The organism is SAR86 cluster bacterium (assembly GCA_023703615.1).
Lineage (GTDB): Bacteria > Pseudomonadota > Gammaproteobacteria > Magnimaribacterales > D2472 > MED-G85.
In genome coordinates, this window is sequence record CP097971.1 from 776,098 (window position 1) to 793,570 (window position 17,473).

The following is a 17,473-nucleotide window of genomic DNA, read 5'->3' on the forward strand; positions in this document are numbered from 1 at the left end:
AACTACCATTCTAAATGACAAAAGACATTAAACATAATGATCCATATAAAAATGCTGGCGTAGATATTAGTGCTGGGAATGATTTAATTGACAAGATAAAAAATGATGTAGTTGAATCTCATAGCCCAAATGTTATTGGTAATTTTGGTGGATTTGCTGGCATGTTTTCATTGGGAAAAGATTATGAAGATCCCGTCTTGGTAGCATGCACTGATGGTGTCGGAACAAAAGTAAGTCTTGCGCAAGAGATTAATTCCTTGGATTTTATTGGGCAAGATTTGGTTGCTATGTGTGTAAATGACTTAATTGTTTGCGGTGCGAAACCGCTTTTTTTCTTAGATTATTTTGCATCTTCTAAATTAAATGTTGATGAGGCAGCAAAAATAATAAAAAGCATTGCAAGAGCATGCAACGAATCTAAATGTTCACTCCTTGGCGGAGAAACAGCAGAAATGCCTGGACATTATCTCGATAATAATTTTGATTTAGCAGGATTTGCGGTAGGTTGTGTCGATAGAAAGAAAATAATAAACAATAATTCTATTAGCTCTGGTGACATCTTAGTTGGAATTGAATCTAGCGGTCCGCACTCTAATGGCTTTTCTTTAATAAGACAAATATTAAAAGATTCTAATCTTGATGAAATAGAATATAAAAAAATAGCAAATTTAGCTATTAAGCCAACTCTTCTATATCCAAAATTGATAATCCATTTGATTGATAAGTATGCTCTTAAAGGTATGGCACATATTACTGGAGGGGGATTAATAGAAAATATTCCTCGATCAATTCCAGATAATCTGTGTGCAGAAATATATAATGATTCGTGGTATGTTCCTGAAATATTTTCTTTGTTAAAAAATTATGGCAATTTGCAAATGGAAGATATGTATAGAATATTTAATTGTGGCATTGGAATGGTATTAATAGTTGATAAGACAATCTCAAAAAAAATGATCAATTCAGCTTCTAGTTTCGGCTTTAAAGCATATGAGATTGGGCATATTAAGGAAAAATTTTCTAATAATCAAATTTCTATAATTTAATTATCAGTGATAATCCGGAAGCTCTTGGATTGCAGATAGCCAAGGAAAATGGAATTCTCATTAAAGTAATAAATTTTAAGGAATTTAAAAAAAGAAAAGATTTTGATCAAGCATTATTGAATTTCTTGAGTTCTAATGAATTAGATTTAATTGTGCTAGCAGGTTTTATGAAAATACTCCCAAGAATGATAACAGATAAATTTAAAGGTAGAATTGTTAATATTCACCCTTCAATATTACCTAAATATCCTGGAACTCAAACTCATGCAAAGGTTATGAAAAATAATGATAGATTCCATGGTGTCAGCATTCATTTTGTAAATGAAATTTTAGATTCTGGACAATTAATTGCGCAAGGAATAATTAATACAAAGCCAAATCAATCTGAATCAAATTTAATTAAAAGAATTCATAAAGTTGAGCATTTACTATATCCAAAAGTGATTAAATATCTATGCGAAAACAAAATTTATCTTGAAGATAATAAAGTTATTTATAATTTAGAGAATGAAACCTATAATCAAAAAAAAAATCTAATGTTGGTTAAATATAATGAAATATAAATTATTTTTAATTATTTTTTTAGTTTTTAATATCAAAGCTAATGAAATATTACCCTATGAGGCTAAATATAAATTCTCTTCTGATCGAATAACAATAGTTGGTATTAGAAAACTTGAAATCAATAATGAAAACAAAACACTCAGCTTTAAAGCAAGAAATGCTGTAGCTTCGCTTTATTTTAATTCTACATTTTTATTTAAAGATGATTATATAACCTCTGATTTCTATGAGATTAAAGTTAGGCCAAAGTTTGTAAATAGGGATCAAAAATTATCATTCAAAAATAAAAAAGACTTCATAAGTTCTGAAGGTAGAGATGAGTGGGATAAATCTATAAGTTCTAAATTAGAAATTCTTGATCCTCTTAATGCTCAAATACAAATTAGATTAAATGTTATGAAAAATAAAAAGAATTTTTCTTTGAACCTTATAGAGTTAAAAGATGGAAACGTAAAAGAAAATTTTTATAGTATTGTCAGAGAAGAAAAGTGTAATTTCGATTCTAAAGAGTTAAATTGTGTTGTTGTTAAAAGAATCAGAAAAAATGAACAAAGAGAAACTACATATTTTCTCGTAAAAGAATTAAATCACATGTTTCTTAAAATTATTGACATTGGTCCAGATCGAACGGACACTTTAACGCTCGAAGAATTATTAAGTCTTGGGTAATGTTACTCCCGTTTGTCCTTGATATTTACCACCCCTATCTTTGTAACTTATTTCACAAACTTCGTCAGATTCAAAAAACAACATTTGCGCAACTCCCTCTCCTGCATAAATTTTTGCTGGCAAGTTAGTTGTATTTGAGAATTCTAAGGTTACATGGCCTTCCCATTCGGGTTCTAAAGGTGTCACGTTTACTATAATTCCACATCTTGCATAGGTTGATTTACCTAAACATATAGTTAAAACATTCCTTGGTATTTTAAAATATTCTATAGTTCTCGCCAAGGCGAATGAATTAGGCGGAATAATACAAACATCAGAGGTAACATCTACAAAACTTTTCTCGTCAAAATGTTTAGGGTCAACAACTGCTGAGTGAATATTTGTAAAAACTTTGAATTCATTGGAACAGCGAACATCATAACCATAACTGGATACACCATATGAAATTAATTTATTGTTACTATCATCAACCCTAACTTGATTCTCTGAAAATGGTTCTATCATTTTTTTTTCAGAGGACATCTTTCTGATCCATGAATCTGATTTAATCGACATTTAAATTTACTCTTCCTTGGATTGCTCTTGCAATTGTATTGCCATCTACATACTCTAACTCTCCTCCAATAGGAATACCATAAGATATTCTTGAAATCTTAATATCTTTTATGTGATCTTTTATGTATATAGCAGTTGCATCTCCTTCAACTGTTGAACTAGTTGCTATTATTATTTCTTTAACATCAGAATTTTTAATATTTTGTAATAAACAATCTATGCCTAACTCCTTAGGACCTACTCCATCTATTGGTGATAATCTTCCCAATAAAACAAAATATTTACCTTTATATCCTCCTGTAGATTCTATAGCTAAAACATCAGAGGGATTTTCTACAACACAGATGCATCCGTTATCTCTTGATTCATCTCTGCAAATTTTACATAAATTGTTAGAGGTTAACATTCTGCAATTTTCACATCTAGATATATGCTCGAGTGAGTCTTTAATAGTGTCTGCGAGAATTGAAGCGCCGTCTTTATTTTTATCTAGTAGATACAAAGCCATTCTTTGTGCTGATTTTTTTCCAACACCAGGCAGAATAGTTAAAGCATTTATTAATTCATTTAATAATTCACGGTCCATCTTAATTAATAGGTTTTATTGAATCATCAACGATTCGTCCGTCAATTTTTTTTAAAAAATTTTGAATAGTTTCGTCATTTTTAATATTTTCTTCTGCTTGTTTGGTATTGATTTCGTTTTGTATTTTCTTTTCATTACCTGGAGATATTTCGCTATTTCCTATTTCTAATTTAACTCCAATCTTTTGATCTAGTTTTATTGAACATTCTTGCTCGAATTCTTCAACAACCTTAACTGGTATATCTAAAAAATCCTCTTCAGCTTCAAGAAAAATTTCATTATTTTTATATTCTTTGAACGATAATTTACTAAAGTAATTAGTTGCAAAGACCGATAAATTTAATTTTTCAAATAGAATATTCCATTCCTCATGAGAATTTATTTTTAAATCATTTTGTCGTTTTTTAGGTTTTATTTCATCAACTTTTTTATTAATCCCTCTATTACTTATTGGATTTTTTTTTTCAATTCTTGTAGCATTTTTTTCTTGTGAAATTGTATTTATAGGATTAAATGCTAGCATTCGTAAAATACATATTTCCAGTGCTTCTTTTGGACTTGGATGCACATTAAACTTTGAATACGCATTTACCGCAATTTCATACAATAATTGACAAAATTCTTCATCTACTTGTTCTGCTAAATTTTTTATCAAGTCATCGTTAGAGTTTTTTAAGATTTTTTCTATAGATAGTTTATGAATAATTGAAATTATATTCTTTAAAATTACTTCATACTCTGGAGAAAGTTCTTCAATTTTATAAAAACTATTAAAAGCTTTTTCTCCATCGCCTATAAAAATTGACTCAAGCATTTCAAGTATAAAAGAGTCATCAATAGTTCCCAAAAGATCCTTTACATCTTTGTTATTTAGCTCTCCGTTTCCATGTGCAATTGCTTGATCAAGCAATGTTAAACCATCTCTAACAGACCCCAAGGCTGCTTCAGCTATTAAGCTTAGGCTTTCATCATCATGCTTAACTTTTTCAGATTTCATTATTTTTTTGAAATGATCAGTTAATTCATCCTTGGATACTGTTTTTAAGTTCAATTGCAGGCATCTTGACTGAACAGTTTTCGGAATATTTTCAGGATTTGTAGTAGCAAAAATAAAAATTACGTGAGCTGGTGGTTCCTCAAGAGATTTTAATAAAGCATTAAAACTGCTTTTTGATAACATATGAACTTCATCTATTAAATAAATTTTATACCTTCCATTTGATGGTTTATATTGAATAGTATCTAAAAGCTCCCGCATGTCATCAACACCAGTTTTTGATGCCGCGTCAACTTCTAAGAAATCAAGATGTCTACCAATTTTTATTTCATTACAATTATTGCACTCATCACATGGAACAGATACTGGTGATTCTTTTGATGAGCAATTCAAACACTTCGCTAATATTCTCGCAATTGTTGTTTTACCAACACCACGTGTGCCGGCAAATATATATGCTTGATGAATTCTCTTATGTTCAATTCCATTTGAAAGAGCTTTTACAATATGATCCTGTCCAACTATTTCACTAAAATTTGTTGGTCTATATTTTCTGGCTAAAACCTCATACGACATAGCAAGGAATCATAACATGTACTAATTAAAAACTGATTCAATTTCTTTAAAAGTAAAACCACGATTTTGTAAAAAAGCTTTTTGCTTAAGTTGTATTCTAAAATCAGCATCCTTTTGTGTTTTAAACTTTTTATTAAATGCTTTTTTTGCAACTTCTTCCCAATTGCTTTCATTAGAAATTATTTTTGAATAAATCGATTCATTTACCCCTTTGTTTGATAATTCAAATGCAATTTTTTTAGATCCGAACCCTTTTCGTTTTCTACTAAGAACATAAATCTCAGTAAACCTCTCATCATTTAATATATTATTTTTAGATAATTTTTCTATGACTAGTTTGATATTTACTGATTCACTAGGAAATCTTATTAAAAGTTTTTGATTTATTTCTTCCTTAGAATGTTCTCTTCTAGAAAGGAGGTCTAGTGCTTTATTATAAATAATATTAAATTCTTCAGTCATCAATCAAATGGTATTACTCTGGACTTACCATTTCTTTTTATAATCCTAACTTTTTGATTTACTGAATAAGAATAGCTACTAACTTCTTGAATAATTGAGATAAATTTACCAGCATCTGTCTCAATAAGTAACTCAACGCCATCTTTTTTAGTTGCTGCAGAACCTACTTCTGATCCAATAGCAGAACCAATTAATGCTCCAACAACTGAAGCGATATCTGATTCTGGATCAGAATCAGTTACATTATTACCAACTGCTCCACCAATAACAGCTCCTGTTAATGAACCAACTTCTCTATCTCCTTCAATTGTTACATTTGTAATATCTTTAATTACACCAAATACAACATATTGTTGTTTTTGAGCATCTGATCTTGAAACTACATCTGGCTGAAGTGATGTATTTACGCAGCTAGTTGTAAGTGAAGTTAGCAATACTAAACATAAATATTTTTTCATTAACTTTTCTCCATATTTGAAAAATTTTTAATAAGATCTTTTGTAATAATATAATAATTTCTATCTTTATCTGGTCCATCTAAAAGCCTTACTTTTACGATTTTTTTATTATTTTTGTAATCTAGTATCTTAACTTTATTTCCAGTACTTAGTCGTACTAAGTTTCTTGAATCAACAACCGAAAATGTATCCCAATCATTAAAGGCTCTAGCCTGATATGTATTGAAGGCATCGCTAGGCATATAATATAAAACTTCACTTGAAGATATTGAAGCTTTGTTGCTTTTTGTAATTAATTTCCATATTTCATCAACTTTAGGATAAGTATCATCGTCACCTAAAGATGGCAGTGAAATAATAAGTAAAAATGTTAACAACCGTCTTGTTTGCATATTATTTTAGACATTAATGTTGAAAAAAAGTTCACTATTATAATATCTGATTATTAAGAAAAGTTAATACTTCATATTGAAAAAATGCATTTTATTCATACATATTAAATGAGGGCGCTTTAAAGGTTCTCATTTATATAAACAGCATGCCTTCGGGATGCATTTTTAGTCGCTTAAGGAGGACTATTATGATACTTAACTTTACAGATCCATTTTTCACAACACGTGTACTTGGTTTCGAACCATTATTTGATAGATTACAAAGACATTCTGAGAATTCAGATAGGTCTTCAAGTTATCCACCATACAACATTAGAAAAGATGGTAATTTATTTGCTATTGAGATAGCTGTAGCTGGATTATCAAAAGATGATATACAAATAGAACTTGCTAATGGAGCTCTGACTATAAGTCATGAGGGCCCTAATACTGAGGTTATTAATGGCAAGGAAGAGGTTGTTTATCAAGGAATTGCTCAACGTGCATTTAAGCAACAATTCACACTTGCTGAAGATGTTGTTGTTCAAGGTGCAGAATTGGTAAATGGTCTTCTTGTAATTAATTTAGAGAAATTAATTCCTGAAGAAAAAAAACCAAGGACAATTGAGATTAAAACACCAAAAAAAATACTAGGTAAGTAAATTATTTAGAATTTGAATCATTGGGGACGCATAGCGTCCCTTTTTATTTTTTTGTAATGTAATATGTGCTTATGAGATTAATTAAATTACTTCTTATTCCTTTTCTTTTAGTAAATGTTATTAATGCTGATTATGTTGATACAGGTCATGCAAAAGTATCAATTGTTAAGCAAAATGCCTTTTTTGATGAAAATAATGAAATTTTTGTTGGCATTAAAATGGATATGCAAAAAAATTGGCATACCTACTGGAAAAATCCAGGAGATTCAGGAGGTCCATTAACTGTAGAATGGTCTTTTAAAACATCAAATAATCAACTAGTAACAGCATCTGATACATTTTGGCCAAAACCAAGTTTAATTCCATATCCACCATTAATGACATATGGGTATTCTGATTTTGTTATTTTTCCCTTTAAATTAAAAAACACAAATATTTCTAATGACTTCTATCTTGAAGCTAATATAAATTTTTTAATATGTGATGATATATGTGTTCCTGAATCAGCAACTGTAAAAACTAATTTTAGTGACATAAGTTTAGATAACAATCTTGCAAAATGGATTAATATGGTTCCAGCGAGCACTCTCCCAATTGTTGCTAAAGTTAAGAATAATATATTAGAAATTAGGTTTTCATTTAATGAAGATATTGAGGATATTCATTTTTTTTCTGACGATCAAAATTTGACCGCTCACTCAAAAATACAAAATCTTAAACAAGAGGAGAACAATTGGCTTCTTGAAGTTCCACTGGCAAGTTTAGAGGTTAAAGATAAAATTTCAGGAGTTTTAAATATTAATTCTAATGAAACTTTTTTAATTGATTCAAATATCGAACAAATTTCTTTAGATACTTCAATATCAATTTTTCAAGCTTTATTATTTGCTTTAATAGGTGGCTTGATATTAAATTTAATGCCATGTGTTTTCCCAATAATTTCTTTGAAGGTCTTGAGTTTTGTCTCCTTGGGTGGAGATTCGGCAGGTAAAATTAGAATACATTCTTTTATCTTTTCATTGGGTGTTATTGCAACATTTTTAATAATTGCTGGTGTTTTATTGTTCTTTAGAACAATTGGTGAATTTGCTGGATGGGGTTTTCAACTCCAATCTCCAGTCATTGTTGCTTTTTTGTGCTTATTGATGTTTATTATCGGCTTAATACTTTTATTAGATATTAATATTGGAACTAATTTATCAAGGTTGGGTTCAATAGGATCTAATGACTCATCATATTTTAGTTCCTTTATGACAGGTGTGCTGGCTGTAGTAGTTGCATCACCATGCACTGCACCATTTATGGGTGCAGCAATAGGCTACGCTTTAATTCAACCCTCATTAATAACGATACCTGTTTTTTTATCGCTGGCTCTAGGCTTTGCAGCACCTTACTTAATTCTTGGGTTTAATCCTGCTTTAATTTCAAAGATGCCTAAACCTGGTGAATGGATGGTCACTTTGAGAGAATTTTTAGCTTTTCCAATGTTCGCTACTGCTATTTGGTTGTTATGGGTATTTAGTCTTCAAACAAATTTGAATTCTTTGGTTTCTCTAATAATTAGTGTATTTATAATTAGTTTTTTGACATGGATATTTATAAAAGTTAATAAGCAAATCTATAAAGTTTTACTCATAGTCTTTGGACTTATACTTCTTAGTTTTCAGATGACTCAAATAAATTATGAAAATAAAAGTAATGGTGAAAATATTCTTACTGAGGGGAATATTATTTGGGAAAAAGATATTGAACAAAAATATAGGGCAGCTAATCAATCTTATTTAATTAATTTTACCGCAGCATGGTGTATTACATGTCAAGCTAACGATAAAGTTGCTTTATCAAGAAAGGCTGTAAAAGACTATTTAAAAGTTAATGATATTAATTATGTTGTTGCAGACTGGACCAACAAGGATTCTGAAATACTTGATGTGTTAAGTAGTTATGGAAGAAGTGGGGTTCCTTTGTATGTATTTTGGAGACCAGGTATGCAAGATCCTTTAATTCTACCAGCTATTCTTACCGAACAAATTTTGTTAAAAAATTTAAAATAGTATATTTAAACAATTCTGTGACAATATAATAAAACTTCATATATCTTTCAAAAAAAGTCTATAATTCTTTTATAGGGAGAATTATTAATATGAATCAGTTTGTATTATTTGGTAATACACATATCTTAACAATGATATTAATAATCTCTATTGCAGTGTTTTTGCCTAAAATATATAAAACAAAAAGTCAGGAAAGTAAGGCTTTGATGTCCAAAATAATTGCAGGTATAGTTTTTGCTCATATTATTACTTCGCCTTATAAAGATTTATATCTTTTAGAAAATCCATACAGCTGGAAAGAAGTTTTGCCTTTTCATATGTGTGATTTATCTGAAATATGTATAGTTTGGTTTTTGCTTGGAGGACCAAAAATTTTATACAATTGTGCTTTCTTTTGGGGACTTGCTGGTGCCACTATGGCAATAATTACTCCAGATCTTTTATATATTGATTTGGATTACTTATATTTTATGATCGGGCATGGAATGATAATTGTAGGTGTAATGTATGCAACAATTGCATTAAATAATAGACCTTATGCAAAAGATGTTTTTTCAGTTATCTTAATTACTTTATTTATTCTGCTGCCTATTACATATCTAATTAACTATTTTTTAGGTGAGCCAGCAAATTTTTGGTATTTAATGGCAAAACCTGATGGCGCTAGCCTCATGGATATGTTTCCAGATCCTCCATATCATTTGCTTGTCACAACACCAATTGCATTGACACTTTTTTATCTCTTATATCTTCCCTATCTAATAAAAGATAAGACTTCCAGATAAATTTTCTTATTGTATTTTGCTAAAGTGTTGTTAAAACCATTAAAATGCATCATATTATTTAAAAAAACATAACAGTTATGGATAATTTTATAAATCTTGTAAGCGATGTTTGGACTACAGGTTTTCTTGGAGTAGATCTTGGTTCAATAATAAGCTCTTTTTTTGTCATATTAATGGCAATGTTGTTCAGAGGATTCATTATCTCTGTAATTTTAAATTCTCTTCAGAAATTAGCATCTCAAACAAAATCAAGTATTGATGATGAGATTCTTGATGCTTTGAGGAAGCCTATTGGCATAATTCCTATAACGATTGCACTATATATTTGTACGTTAATCTTGCCTTTATCAGGAACATTTGGTGATATTGCCACAAACATAGTTAAAGCATTTGTTATATTCACCATTTTTAGTGCTTTAGCAAACAGTATTAAGCCAATTTTTGCAGCACTTTCTACAAGCTCATGGTTAACACCATCTATGCAAATGTGGTTAGAAAGAGCATTAAAATTTATTGTATGGGTAATAGGTTTAGCAATTATATTAGATATTTTTGGCATACAAATTGGTCCACTTGTTGCTGGACTAGGTTTATTTTCAGTTGCAGTTGCTCTAGGCGCTCAAGATTTCTTTAAAAATCTAATTGCCGGAATATTAATTATTGGTGAGCACAGATTTCAGCCTGGCGATAGAATTGAGGTTTCTGGTCAACTCCATGGAATAGTTGATAATATTGGTTTTAGGTCTACTGTCATAAAGTCATTTGATACAGCACCAATGATTATTCCAAACAAAGATTTATCAGACGTTAAAGTTATTAATCATGGTGAAATGGAGAATAGAAGAATTAATTGGAAAATTAATTTACTTTATTCAACATCTGTTGAGCAATTAGAAAAAATCAGAGACGAAATAAAGGAATATATTATTAATAGCAAAGATTTTTCTTCAGATCCTGAGCTTGAACCAGTAGTAAGAGTTGTAGAACTTGGCTCAAGCTCAATTGATATGCTTATCGTTGCTTATTCTGATCCTGTGGGCTTTGTTGCTTTTAACAAAATTAAAGAGGATTTAATTTTTAATATTATGGGTATAATTAAATCTAATAACTCAGATTTTGCATACCCGTCAACATCACTTTATGTAGAAAGTATGCCCAAATAATTAGGATTTTATATGAATGATCAGTTCATACTCTCAATATCACTAAGCAACCAATTCATACTTTCAGCAACATTAATTATTCTTCTGGGTTTTTTTATTTGGGGAAAGTTTAGATATGATGCGGTTTCTATTGGAGCTCTTTTTGTTTTAATTGTTTTTGGAATAATACCGGTTAATGAAGCATTTTCAGGTTTTGCACATCCTGCAGTCATTACTGTTGCGCTTGTTTTAATAATTAGTCAAGGATTAAAAAATTCAGGACTAGCTGGTTTAGTTGGTAAGATGGTTGGGTTTTCGTCATTTACACAATTTCAATTCTTATTTTATTTAATGTTCATTGCAGCATTGCTGTCTTCATTCATTAATAATATAGGTGCACTTGCAATATTGCTTCCCATAACACTAAATATCTGTCAAAAGATGAATTGGCACTCATCTAAATTCTTAATGCCTTTAGCCTTTGCTTGTATTGTTGGAGGAATGAACACTGCTATTGGCACTCCACCAAATATAATCATTTCTGAATATAAAGCCGAAATTGATTCTAGTGGATTTAATTTTTTTGATTTTTCATATGTTGGAATGTTAATCACGATAATAAGCATTTTGTTTATATCAATTATTGGAAATAAATTTATTAAACTCAGAGAAGTTAAAAGTTCTGAAAATTCATTAATTAATCTAAAAGGTTACTTATTTGAAGTTATGGTAAATAAATCAAGCTCTGCAATAGGAATGACTTTATCTGGCTTCAAAAAAGAGGCTGGGGAAGATACTGAGGTTATAGGAATAGTAACTGACAGTGGTTCTGTAAAAAAAGTTAAAAATAATCTTAGAATTAAAGAAGGCCAAATATTAGTCATCAAAACTCCGCCTGATGAGATTAGTTCTTTATTAGAAATTTTTAATTTTTCTATACCTGAAGAGTTACATTCATTTAAAGATGAAGATTTAGAAGAGATTGAGACAATGATTACTCCAGGATCAAGACTTATTGGAAGAAAATATGATTTCTTTTTAAAACTAGCATATGAAGAACTAAACTTGCTAGGTCTATGGAGAAAAGGTGCTAAATATAGAACTAGGCTTACAAGACAAACATTTAGAGCTGGAGATGTGTTACTAATAGGTATTAGAGATTTAGATGAAGAGGATGTAACAAACAAAATTAAACATTTAGGTTTAATGCCTTTAAGACAAAGGGAGCTTCAAACTATTCCTAGTAGAAGTAGATTAATTAAAGGAATTTTCTTCTTTTTAATATCAATAATTCTTGTTTCACTTGATTATTTGCCAACAGCTGCAGCATTTCTTTTTTGTGTTTTAGCATTTGCAAGAATTAAAATTATTGATAGTAATTTTTATAGAGAAATTGATTGGCCGATAATTATTATGCTTGCAGCTATGATACCAATTGGAACCTCCCTCCAAACTACTGGTTTGACAGAAATAATTTCAAATGGAATTTCGTCTTATGCATCATCAATGAGTTTATTTTGGTTGCTTTTTATCATTCTGATTGTCACCATGATAACTACAGATATTATCAATAACGCAGCAACTGCTGTAATTATGGCTCCAATTTCTGCCAGTATTGGTATTGATTTAGGATATGCGGTAGAACCTTTTTTAATGGTTGTTGCAGTCGGAGCGAGTTGTGCATTTTTAACTCCAATTGGTCATCAATGTAATACAGTAATAATGGGTCCTGGAAATTATAAATTTACAGATTATTGGAGGTTAGGTTTACCCCTAGATATTCTTATAATAGTTGTATCTATACCAATGATATTATTTGTTTGGACCTGATTTAACTTCTACTTAAATTTGCAATAGCATCTATAACTTCTGGATATTTTTCATAAAATATATCAGATTCCCCTTCAGGATCAGTTTTTGGAGTATTGACAGAAGGTCCTTCGCTGACCAAGCCAAGCTCTAATAATCTTCTTGCAGTCTTTATAGCGTTTTCTACTCCTGCCCATTTGAGTCTTTTTATTGGTCCCCATTTTTGAACATCTCCATAGTTAGGCTGAGTATATTTAGTAACTCTTGTTACAACTATATCGTTTTCTCTATCGACGAATGTAAACTGTCCAAACTTTCCACTTGTGTTAAATATTTTACTCTCACTATCATATTTTGATACCCACCAATGTAATGAGTAATACCTCTTGTAGTCTGTCCACCAATTAGGTGTCTCCCATACAACTTGAAAAGTTTCATTAATGAAATTCTTAGGTATTATTTGTTCACCGTTCCAATTACCATTTCTTGCAAACAATAAGCCAAATTTTGAATAGTCTCTTGGAGACATGTCAATACAGCAGTAAGTAAGAACATTACCCATTTCATCTTTCCATAGTTTGTAGTCTGTTATGCCAATAGGTTTTAATATTCTTTCCTCTAAAAGGATATCAGCCTTTTTATTTGTTGCTACATAAAGGATATCTCCTAGAATCATTGAATTTGCATTATTATATTCAAACTTTGTGCCTGGATCTTTTTCGTACTTAACAGATTTCGCATAGTCGAGGTGACTTTCTTGAAAAAACATTTTTTCATGCTCGTGATCTGGAAATTCAAGACCGCTAGACATATCTAGCAAATCTCTAATTGTTATATTCTTTCTTTCGTCATTAAAATAATCAAGATATTTAACAACTGGATCATCCAAGCTTTGAATTTCACCTTTTTCAATAGATATTCCTATTAAAGCTGCGTAATAACTTTTAGCCATAGACCATGATGTGCCATGAGAAAGCATATTGTGTGAATCTGCATATTTCTCTCCAACAATTACACCATTTTTTATAATAACTACCCCTTGAGTAGCATCATCTAAAAATGTTAAATCAATTAATTTTTTTACTTTTGAAGAGGCTATTCCTTGAGATTCGGGAGAGGCAGAGTTCCAATTTTCATCGGGAAAATAATTAGCGCCAATAAAAAAAGATATGTTTGATAAAACAATAATAGTAAAAAAATAATTAAGTTTTGAAATATTCATGTGTCCCCGATATATGATTATATATTATTTACGATTAATAACTAATAAGTGTTTTTACATTATAGCCTTGATTATCTATTTTTTTGCTGCCACCAAGATCAGGCAAATCAATAACTGCCAATACAAGAATATTTTCTTTTTTTACATCAAAATTTTCAACTAGAAGCTCAGCGCAAGCAATAGCAGTGCCTCCTGTTGCTATAAGGTCATCGATAATAACAATTTTATCTTTGACAGATATTGATGTATTTTTTTGAATTTCTATTGAAGTACTACCATACTCAAGATCAAAACTTTTTTGATGTGTTTCATTAGGAAGTTTGCCTGGTTTTCTTGCAAGTACAAAAGGCAAGCTTAAATCATTAGCGACGGAGCCTGCAAAAATAAAACCTCTACTCTCAATGCTTACAATTTTAGAAGCTCGATATTTAGAGGTAGCGTTTGAAAGTTCATTACAGGTTATTTTGAAAGCAGAGGGATTTTCAATCAAACTGGTAATATCTCTAAATTTAATACCAGCAATAGGAAAATTATTAACTGTTCTAATATATTCTTTTAGTTTAAATTTATCTGTCATCTATAATTTTGGTAGACCCGAATGGACTCGAACCATCGACCTCTGCAATGTCAATGCAGCGCTCTAACCAAAACTGAGCTACGGGTCTATATGTTTTAATTGTAAACGTGCGAATTATACAGAATTTTTTGTAGAACAAATAACTGACTAATATATGTTTATATATTGAACATAAAAAGTAGATACAATAATGAAAAAATAATCATACAAAATATTGATAATTAATTATAAATATATATAATAATGTATGTCAGCACTCCTCTCCCCCTATTAGATATGCTGGCTTTCATTAATCGGAGGGTGAAAAACCCTCCGTCATTTCATAGAATCTAATTTTTTCTTTGTGGCTTGTAAGATATTAAGTTCTTCTTTGTTTGATACATTTTTAATAAGTTTTTCTGTATCTAATATTGTTTTGTCTAAAGACCCCCATGGGCCAATTTCATGTGTCCTTTTTATAATTAGATCGTCATATCTTTCTCTAATATCGTCTGGTATGTCGCCACTTGAATTGGTACAAATTATTCTTTCAGCTAATAATCTAATATTTTCATCATTAAAATTTCTGGAGATTTTAACTTTTTCTTTAATATCATCTGTTAAATGAAATTCTTGCATTAAATCCTTGTCTCGCGGGTTAGGAAACCCACCAGAGTATATTTTGCTTTCTAAAATTTCAGGTTCAGGATAATTCATTATTCTATCTTCCATACATTGTGAAACTTTATTTTGAAAATCAATATCATTCTTAACAAGATCAGCTCTTTTTTGAAGCTCTGCATGATCAATGTCGAAATGATTTATTTGATTTAATAAATTATGAGAACAAACTGGAATAGTTTTATTAATTTTATATTTTTTAAGTGGTCCGTCTCTTCCGCCAGACTGAATAATTTTATTTATTTCAGCAAAGTTTAAATTTAATATTTCCTCTGGCTCAAAACTTAAATCAAAGAAAACAATATCATTAGGTCTTGAAGGATCAGAACCACAAAAAACTACAGGGTATTTAAATGTATGACGTCTATGAATTTCACCTAACGCTAAAAATTCATCACTATGTAAAAGATTTTTAATACCATCTTTAGTGGAAATATTTAAAAAAGAATTGAATACATCTGGAATTGATTTTTTAATAATTTTGAAAAGGTAAATCATAAACTTGCAGTCCGCTATTGCATCATGAGCATCGCCAACATCTATTTCGTGTTCCTTGGCAAGATGTTCTAGCTTATAACTTATTTCAGGCCCACCTTCATGCAATGGAATCTTAATTTCTTTACTAAAAAACGAAGCAATATTGTGAAACATTAACATCAAGTCCAGTCGACCATTTCCATTCGTATTTGTTGTATATGGCTCGAGTAAATTCCACCAAAACTGTCTTCTTATAAGCTCTTCATCAAAAGCATGTCCATTAAAAGTAACAAAAATTGAGGGGTTTTCGCTGGACCATTCTTTCCATTTTATTTGAATATCTTTCATCATTTGATAGTGAGAAACATTAGAATGAAAAAGCTCTATTTTTTTATTTGTAAGCATTGCTCGAGGTTGAGGTATTACCCATGGAAGAGGTGCACAACCTACATTTTGTTGATCTAAAAAAGATAAATCTGTATCTGTTAGTATTGATCCACACTGAAGAATTTGACTAAAATCTTTTTGAATTCCAGTTGTTTCTGTATCGTAAAATATTAAATTTTTATTACTCAAATTATCTTGGAATATATTTACCAAGCTCATATCTTGCAACTGCTCTTCTATGGACTTCATCAGGTCCATCAGCTAGTCGTAAAGTTCTAAGATGAGCATACATTGAGGCTAATGGCGTTAATTGAGATACACCTTCACCTCCATGCATTTGGATTGCTCTATCAATTATTTTTAAAACAACTTGAGGTGCAAACACTTTAATTTGTGCAATTTCACTAGCTGCAATTTTATTGCCTACCGTGTCCATTTTATTTGCAGCGTCTAATGTTAACAATCTTGCTGCATTTAATTCAATTCTAGACTCGGCTATATAGTCAAAGTTTGCTCCAAGGTTTGCAATATTTTTTCCAAAAGGTGTTTTACTAGGATCGATACCCCTCTCGCACATTAATTTTAATGCTCTTTCTCCAGCGCCAATTGTTCTCATACAGTGATGAATTCTTCCAGGACCTAAACGCCCTTGTGCAATCTCAAAACCTCTACCTTCTCCCAATAATAAATTTTCTTTAGGCACTCTTACATTTCTAAATTTTAAATGCGCATGGCCATGGGGTGCATCATCATAGCCAAATACATGCATCATTCTTTGAACTTCAATGCCGTCCGATTCCATTGGAACAAGAATTTGAGAATGTCTTTGATGCTTAGCATTATCTGGATTTGTAACACACATAAATACAATAATTTTACATCTAGGATCTCCTGCACCTGAAGTCCACCATTTTTCTCCGTTAATTACGTATTCGTCTCCATCTAAAACAGCTGTCGCCCTCATATTTGTTGCGTCAGAAGATGCTACTCCAGGTTCAGTCATGCCAAATGCAGATCGAATTTTGCCATCTAATAATGGTTGAAGCCATTCTTTTTGATGTTGCTCGTTGCCATATCTTGCTATAACTTCCATGTTTCCAGTATCTGGCGCACTACAATTCATTGCTTCAGATGAAATATGACAAACACCCATTGCTTCTGCTAAATGAGAGTATTCATAATTCGTAAGTCCAGCACCAAATTCACTTTCTGGTAAAAACAAATTCCATAAACCCAAAGACTTAGCTTTTTCTTTTAAGTCATCTATTACACTAGGATAACTATTCCAACGTTCATCACCATCTTTAATTTGACTTTCAAAAACCTCCTCTTTAGGCAAACACTCATTTGTAACAAAATCATTTACTCTATTTAATAAGTCTGCTGCTTCAGGTCTAAGTTCTGGTAACATAAA

Annotated in this window: 18 protein-coding genes and 1 tRNA gene; 8 read left to right on the top strand and 11 right to left on the bottom strand. The window is 30.5% G+C overall.

Translation table 11 applies throughout. The features are described from left to right. The first annotated feature begins 14 nt into the window (after window positions 1–14). Genes purM through M9C80_04040 form a run of 3 tightly spaced genes read left to right on the top strand, consistent with a single transcriptional unit; the run spans window position 15 to window position 2,279 of the window. A complete protein-coding gene (gene purM / locus M9C80_04030; GenBank protein ID URQ69112.1) occupies window positions 15–1,046 on the top strand; it encodes a phosphoribosylformylglycinamidine cyclo-ligase in 1,032 nt (343 codons plus the stop codon). A gap of 29 nt (window positions 1,047–1,075) precedes the next feature. After that, window positions 1,076–1,609, top strand: a complete 534-nt coding sequence (locus M9C80_04035) for a phosphoribosylglycinamide formyltransferase (protein ID URQ69113.1) — start codon at window positions 1,076–1,078, stop codon at window positions 1,607–1,609. Beyond that, complete coding sequence (locus M9C80_04040) at window positions 1,599–2,279, top strand: hypothetical protein (GenBank protein ID URQ69114.1); 681 nt, start codon at window positions 1,599–1,601, stop codon at window positions 2,277–2,279. Before M9C80_04035 ends, M9C80_04040 begins: the two co-directional genes overlap by 11 nt. Here M9C80_04040 and dcd read toward each other — a convergent pair. From dcd to M9C80_04070, 6 genes are read right to left on the bottom strand one after another with little or no spacing between them, the layout of a single operon-like run. After that, complete coding sequence (gene dcd / locus M9C80_04045) at window positions 2,265–2,834, bottom strand: dCTP deaminase (protein URQ69115.1); 570 nt, start codon at window positions 2,832–2,834, stop codon at window positions 2,265–2,267. The two genes, M9C80_04040 and dcd, sit on opposite strands and share 15 nt — an antisense overlap. Next, window positions 2,824–3,420, bottom strand: coding sequence for a recombination mediator RecR (gene recR / locus M9C80_04050; GenBank protein URQ69116.1), 597 nt, complete (start codon window positions 3,418–3,420; stop codon window positions 2,824–2,826). Before recR ends, dcd begins: the two co-directional genes overlap by 11 nt. A 1-nt stretch (window position 3,421) precedes the next feature. After that, window positions 3,422–4,993 (bottom strand): DNA polymerase III subunit gamma/tau, encoded by a 1,572-nt coding sequence (gene dnaX, locus M9C80_04055; GenBank protein ID URQ69117.1) that lies wholly within the window; start codon window positions 4,991–4,993, stop codon window positions 3,422–3,424. Window positions 4,994–5,014: 21 nt separating this feature from the next. After that, on the bottom strand, window positions 5,015–5,455 hold the full coding sequence (locus M9C80_04060; GenBank protein URQ69118.1) for a recombination regulator RecX: 441 nt from the start codon (window positions 5,453–5,455) through the stop codon (window positions 5,015–5,017). Beyond that, complete coding sequence (locus M9C80_04065) at window positions 5,455–5,913, bottom strand: glycine zipper 2TM domain-containing protein (protein ID URQ69119.1); 459 nt, start codon at window positions 5,911–5,913, stop codon at window positions 5,455–5,457. Before M9C80_04065 ends, M9C80_04060 begins: the two co-directional genes overlap by 1 nt. Continuing rightward, window positions 5,913–6,305 carry a hypothetical protein gene (locus M9C80_04070; protein URQ69120.1) on the bottom strand — a complete coding sequence of 131 codons (393 nt, stop codon included), beginning with the start codon at window positions 6,303–6,305 and terminating at the stop codon, window positions 5,913–5,915. Before M9C80_04070 ends, M9C80_04065 begins: the two co-directional genes overlap by 1 nt. Window positions 6,306–6,493: 188 nt before the next feature. Here M9C80_04070 and M9C80_04075 point away from each other — a divergent pair, with 188 nt between their 5' ends. From M9C80_04075 to M9C80_04095, 5 genes are all read left to right on the top strand, one after another. Next, entirely contained in the window at window positions 6,494–6,946 is a 453-nt protein-coding gene (locus tag M9C80_04075; GenBank protein ID URQ69121.1) for an Hsp20 family protein, read from the top strand. A 71-nt stretch (window positions 6,947–7,017) separates the two neighbouring features. Continuing rightward, window positions 7,018–9,000: a thioredoxin family protein gene (locus M9C80_04080; GenBank protein URQ69122.1), complete on the top strand. Its 1,983-nt coding sequence runs from the start codon at window positions 7,018–7,020 to the stop codon at window positions 8,998–9,000. 89 nt (window positions 9,001–9,089) lie between these two features. After that, complete coding sequence (locus M9C80_04085) at window positions 9,090–9,785, top strand: TIGR02206 family membrane protein (protein URQ69123.1); 696 nt, start codon at window positions 9,090–9,092, stop codon at window positions 9,783–9,785. Window positions 9,786–9,862: 77 nt separating this feature from the next. Continuing rightward, a complete protein-coding gene (locus tag M9C80_04090; protein URQ69124.1) occupies window positions 9,863–10,948 on the top strand; it encodes a mechanosensitive ion channel family protein in 1,086 nt (361 codons plus the stop codon). A gap of 12 nt (window positions 10,949–10,960) precedes the next feature. Continuing rightward, window positions 10,961–12,757: an SLC13 family permease gene (locus tag M9C80_04095; GenBank protein ID URQ69125.1), complete on the top strand. Its 1,797-nt coding sequence runs from the start codon at window positions 10,961–10,963 to the stop codon at window positions 12,755–12,757. A gap of 1 nt (window position 12,758) precedes the next feature. Here M9C80_04095 and M9C80_04100 read toward each other — a convergent pair whose 3' ends face one another. From M9C80_04100 to M9C80_04120, 5 genes are all read right to left on the bottom strand, one after another. Continuing rightward, window positions 12,759–13,958, bottom strand: a complete 1,200-nt coding sequence (locus M9C80_04100; GenBank protein ID URQ69126.1) for a beta-lactamase family protein — start codon at window positions 13,956–13,958, stop codon at window positions 12,759–12,761. Between the two features lie 34 nt (window positions 13,959–13,992). Further along, the gene (locus tag M9C80_04105; GenBank protein ID URQ69127.1) at window positions 13,993–14,535 is read right to left on the bottom strand and encodes an adenine phosphoribosyltransferase; all 543 of its coding nucleotides are present in this window, start codon (window positions 14,533–14,535) and stop codon (window positions 13,993–13,995) included. Window positions 14,536–14,544: 9 nt separating this feature from the next. After that, a tRNA-Val gene (locus tag M9C80_04110) sits at window positions 14,545–14,623 on the bottom strand. Window positions 14,624–14,850: 227 nt separating this feature from the next. After that, window positions 14,851–16,308: an exonuclease gene (locus tag M9C80_04115; GenBank protein URQ69128.1), complete on the bottom strand. Its 1,458-nt coding sequence runs from the start codon at window positions 16,306–16,308 to the stop codon at window positions 14,851–14,853. Further along, on the bottom strand, window positions 16,250–17,470 hold the full coding sequence (locus tag M9C80_04120; protein ID URQ69129.1) for an acyl-CoA dehydrogenase family protein: 1,221 nt from the start codon (window positions 17,468–17,470) through the stop codon (window positions 16,250–16,252). The genes M9C80_04115 and M9C80_04120 overlap by 59 nt, the downstream gene beginning before the upstream one ends. Window positions 17,471–17,473 lie beyond the last annotated feature (3 nt).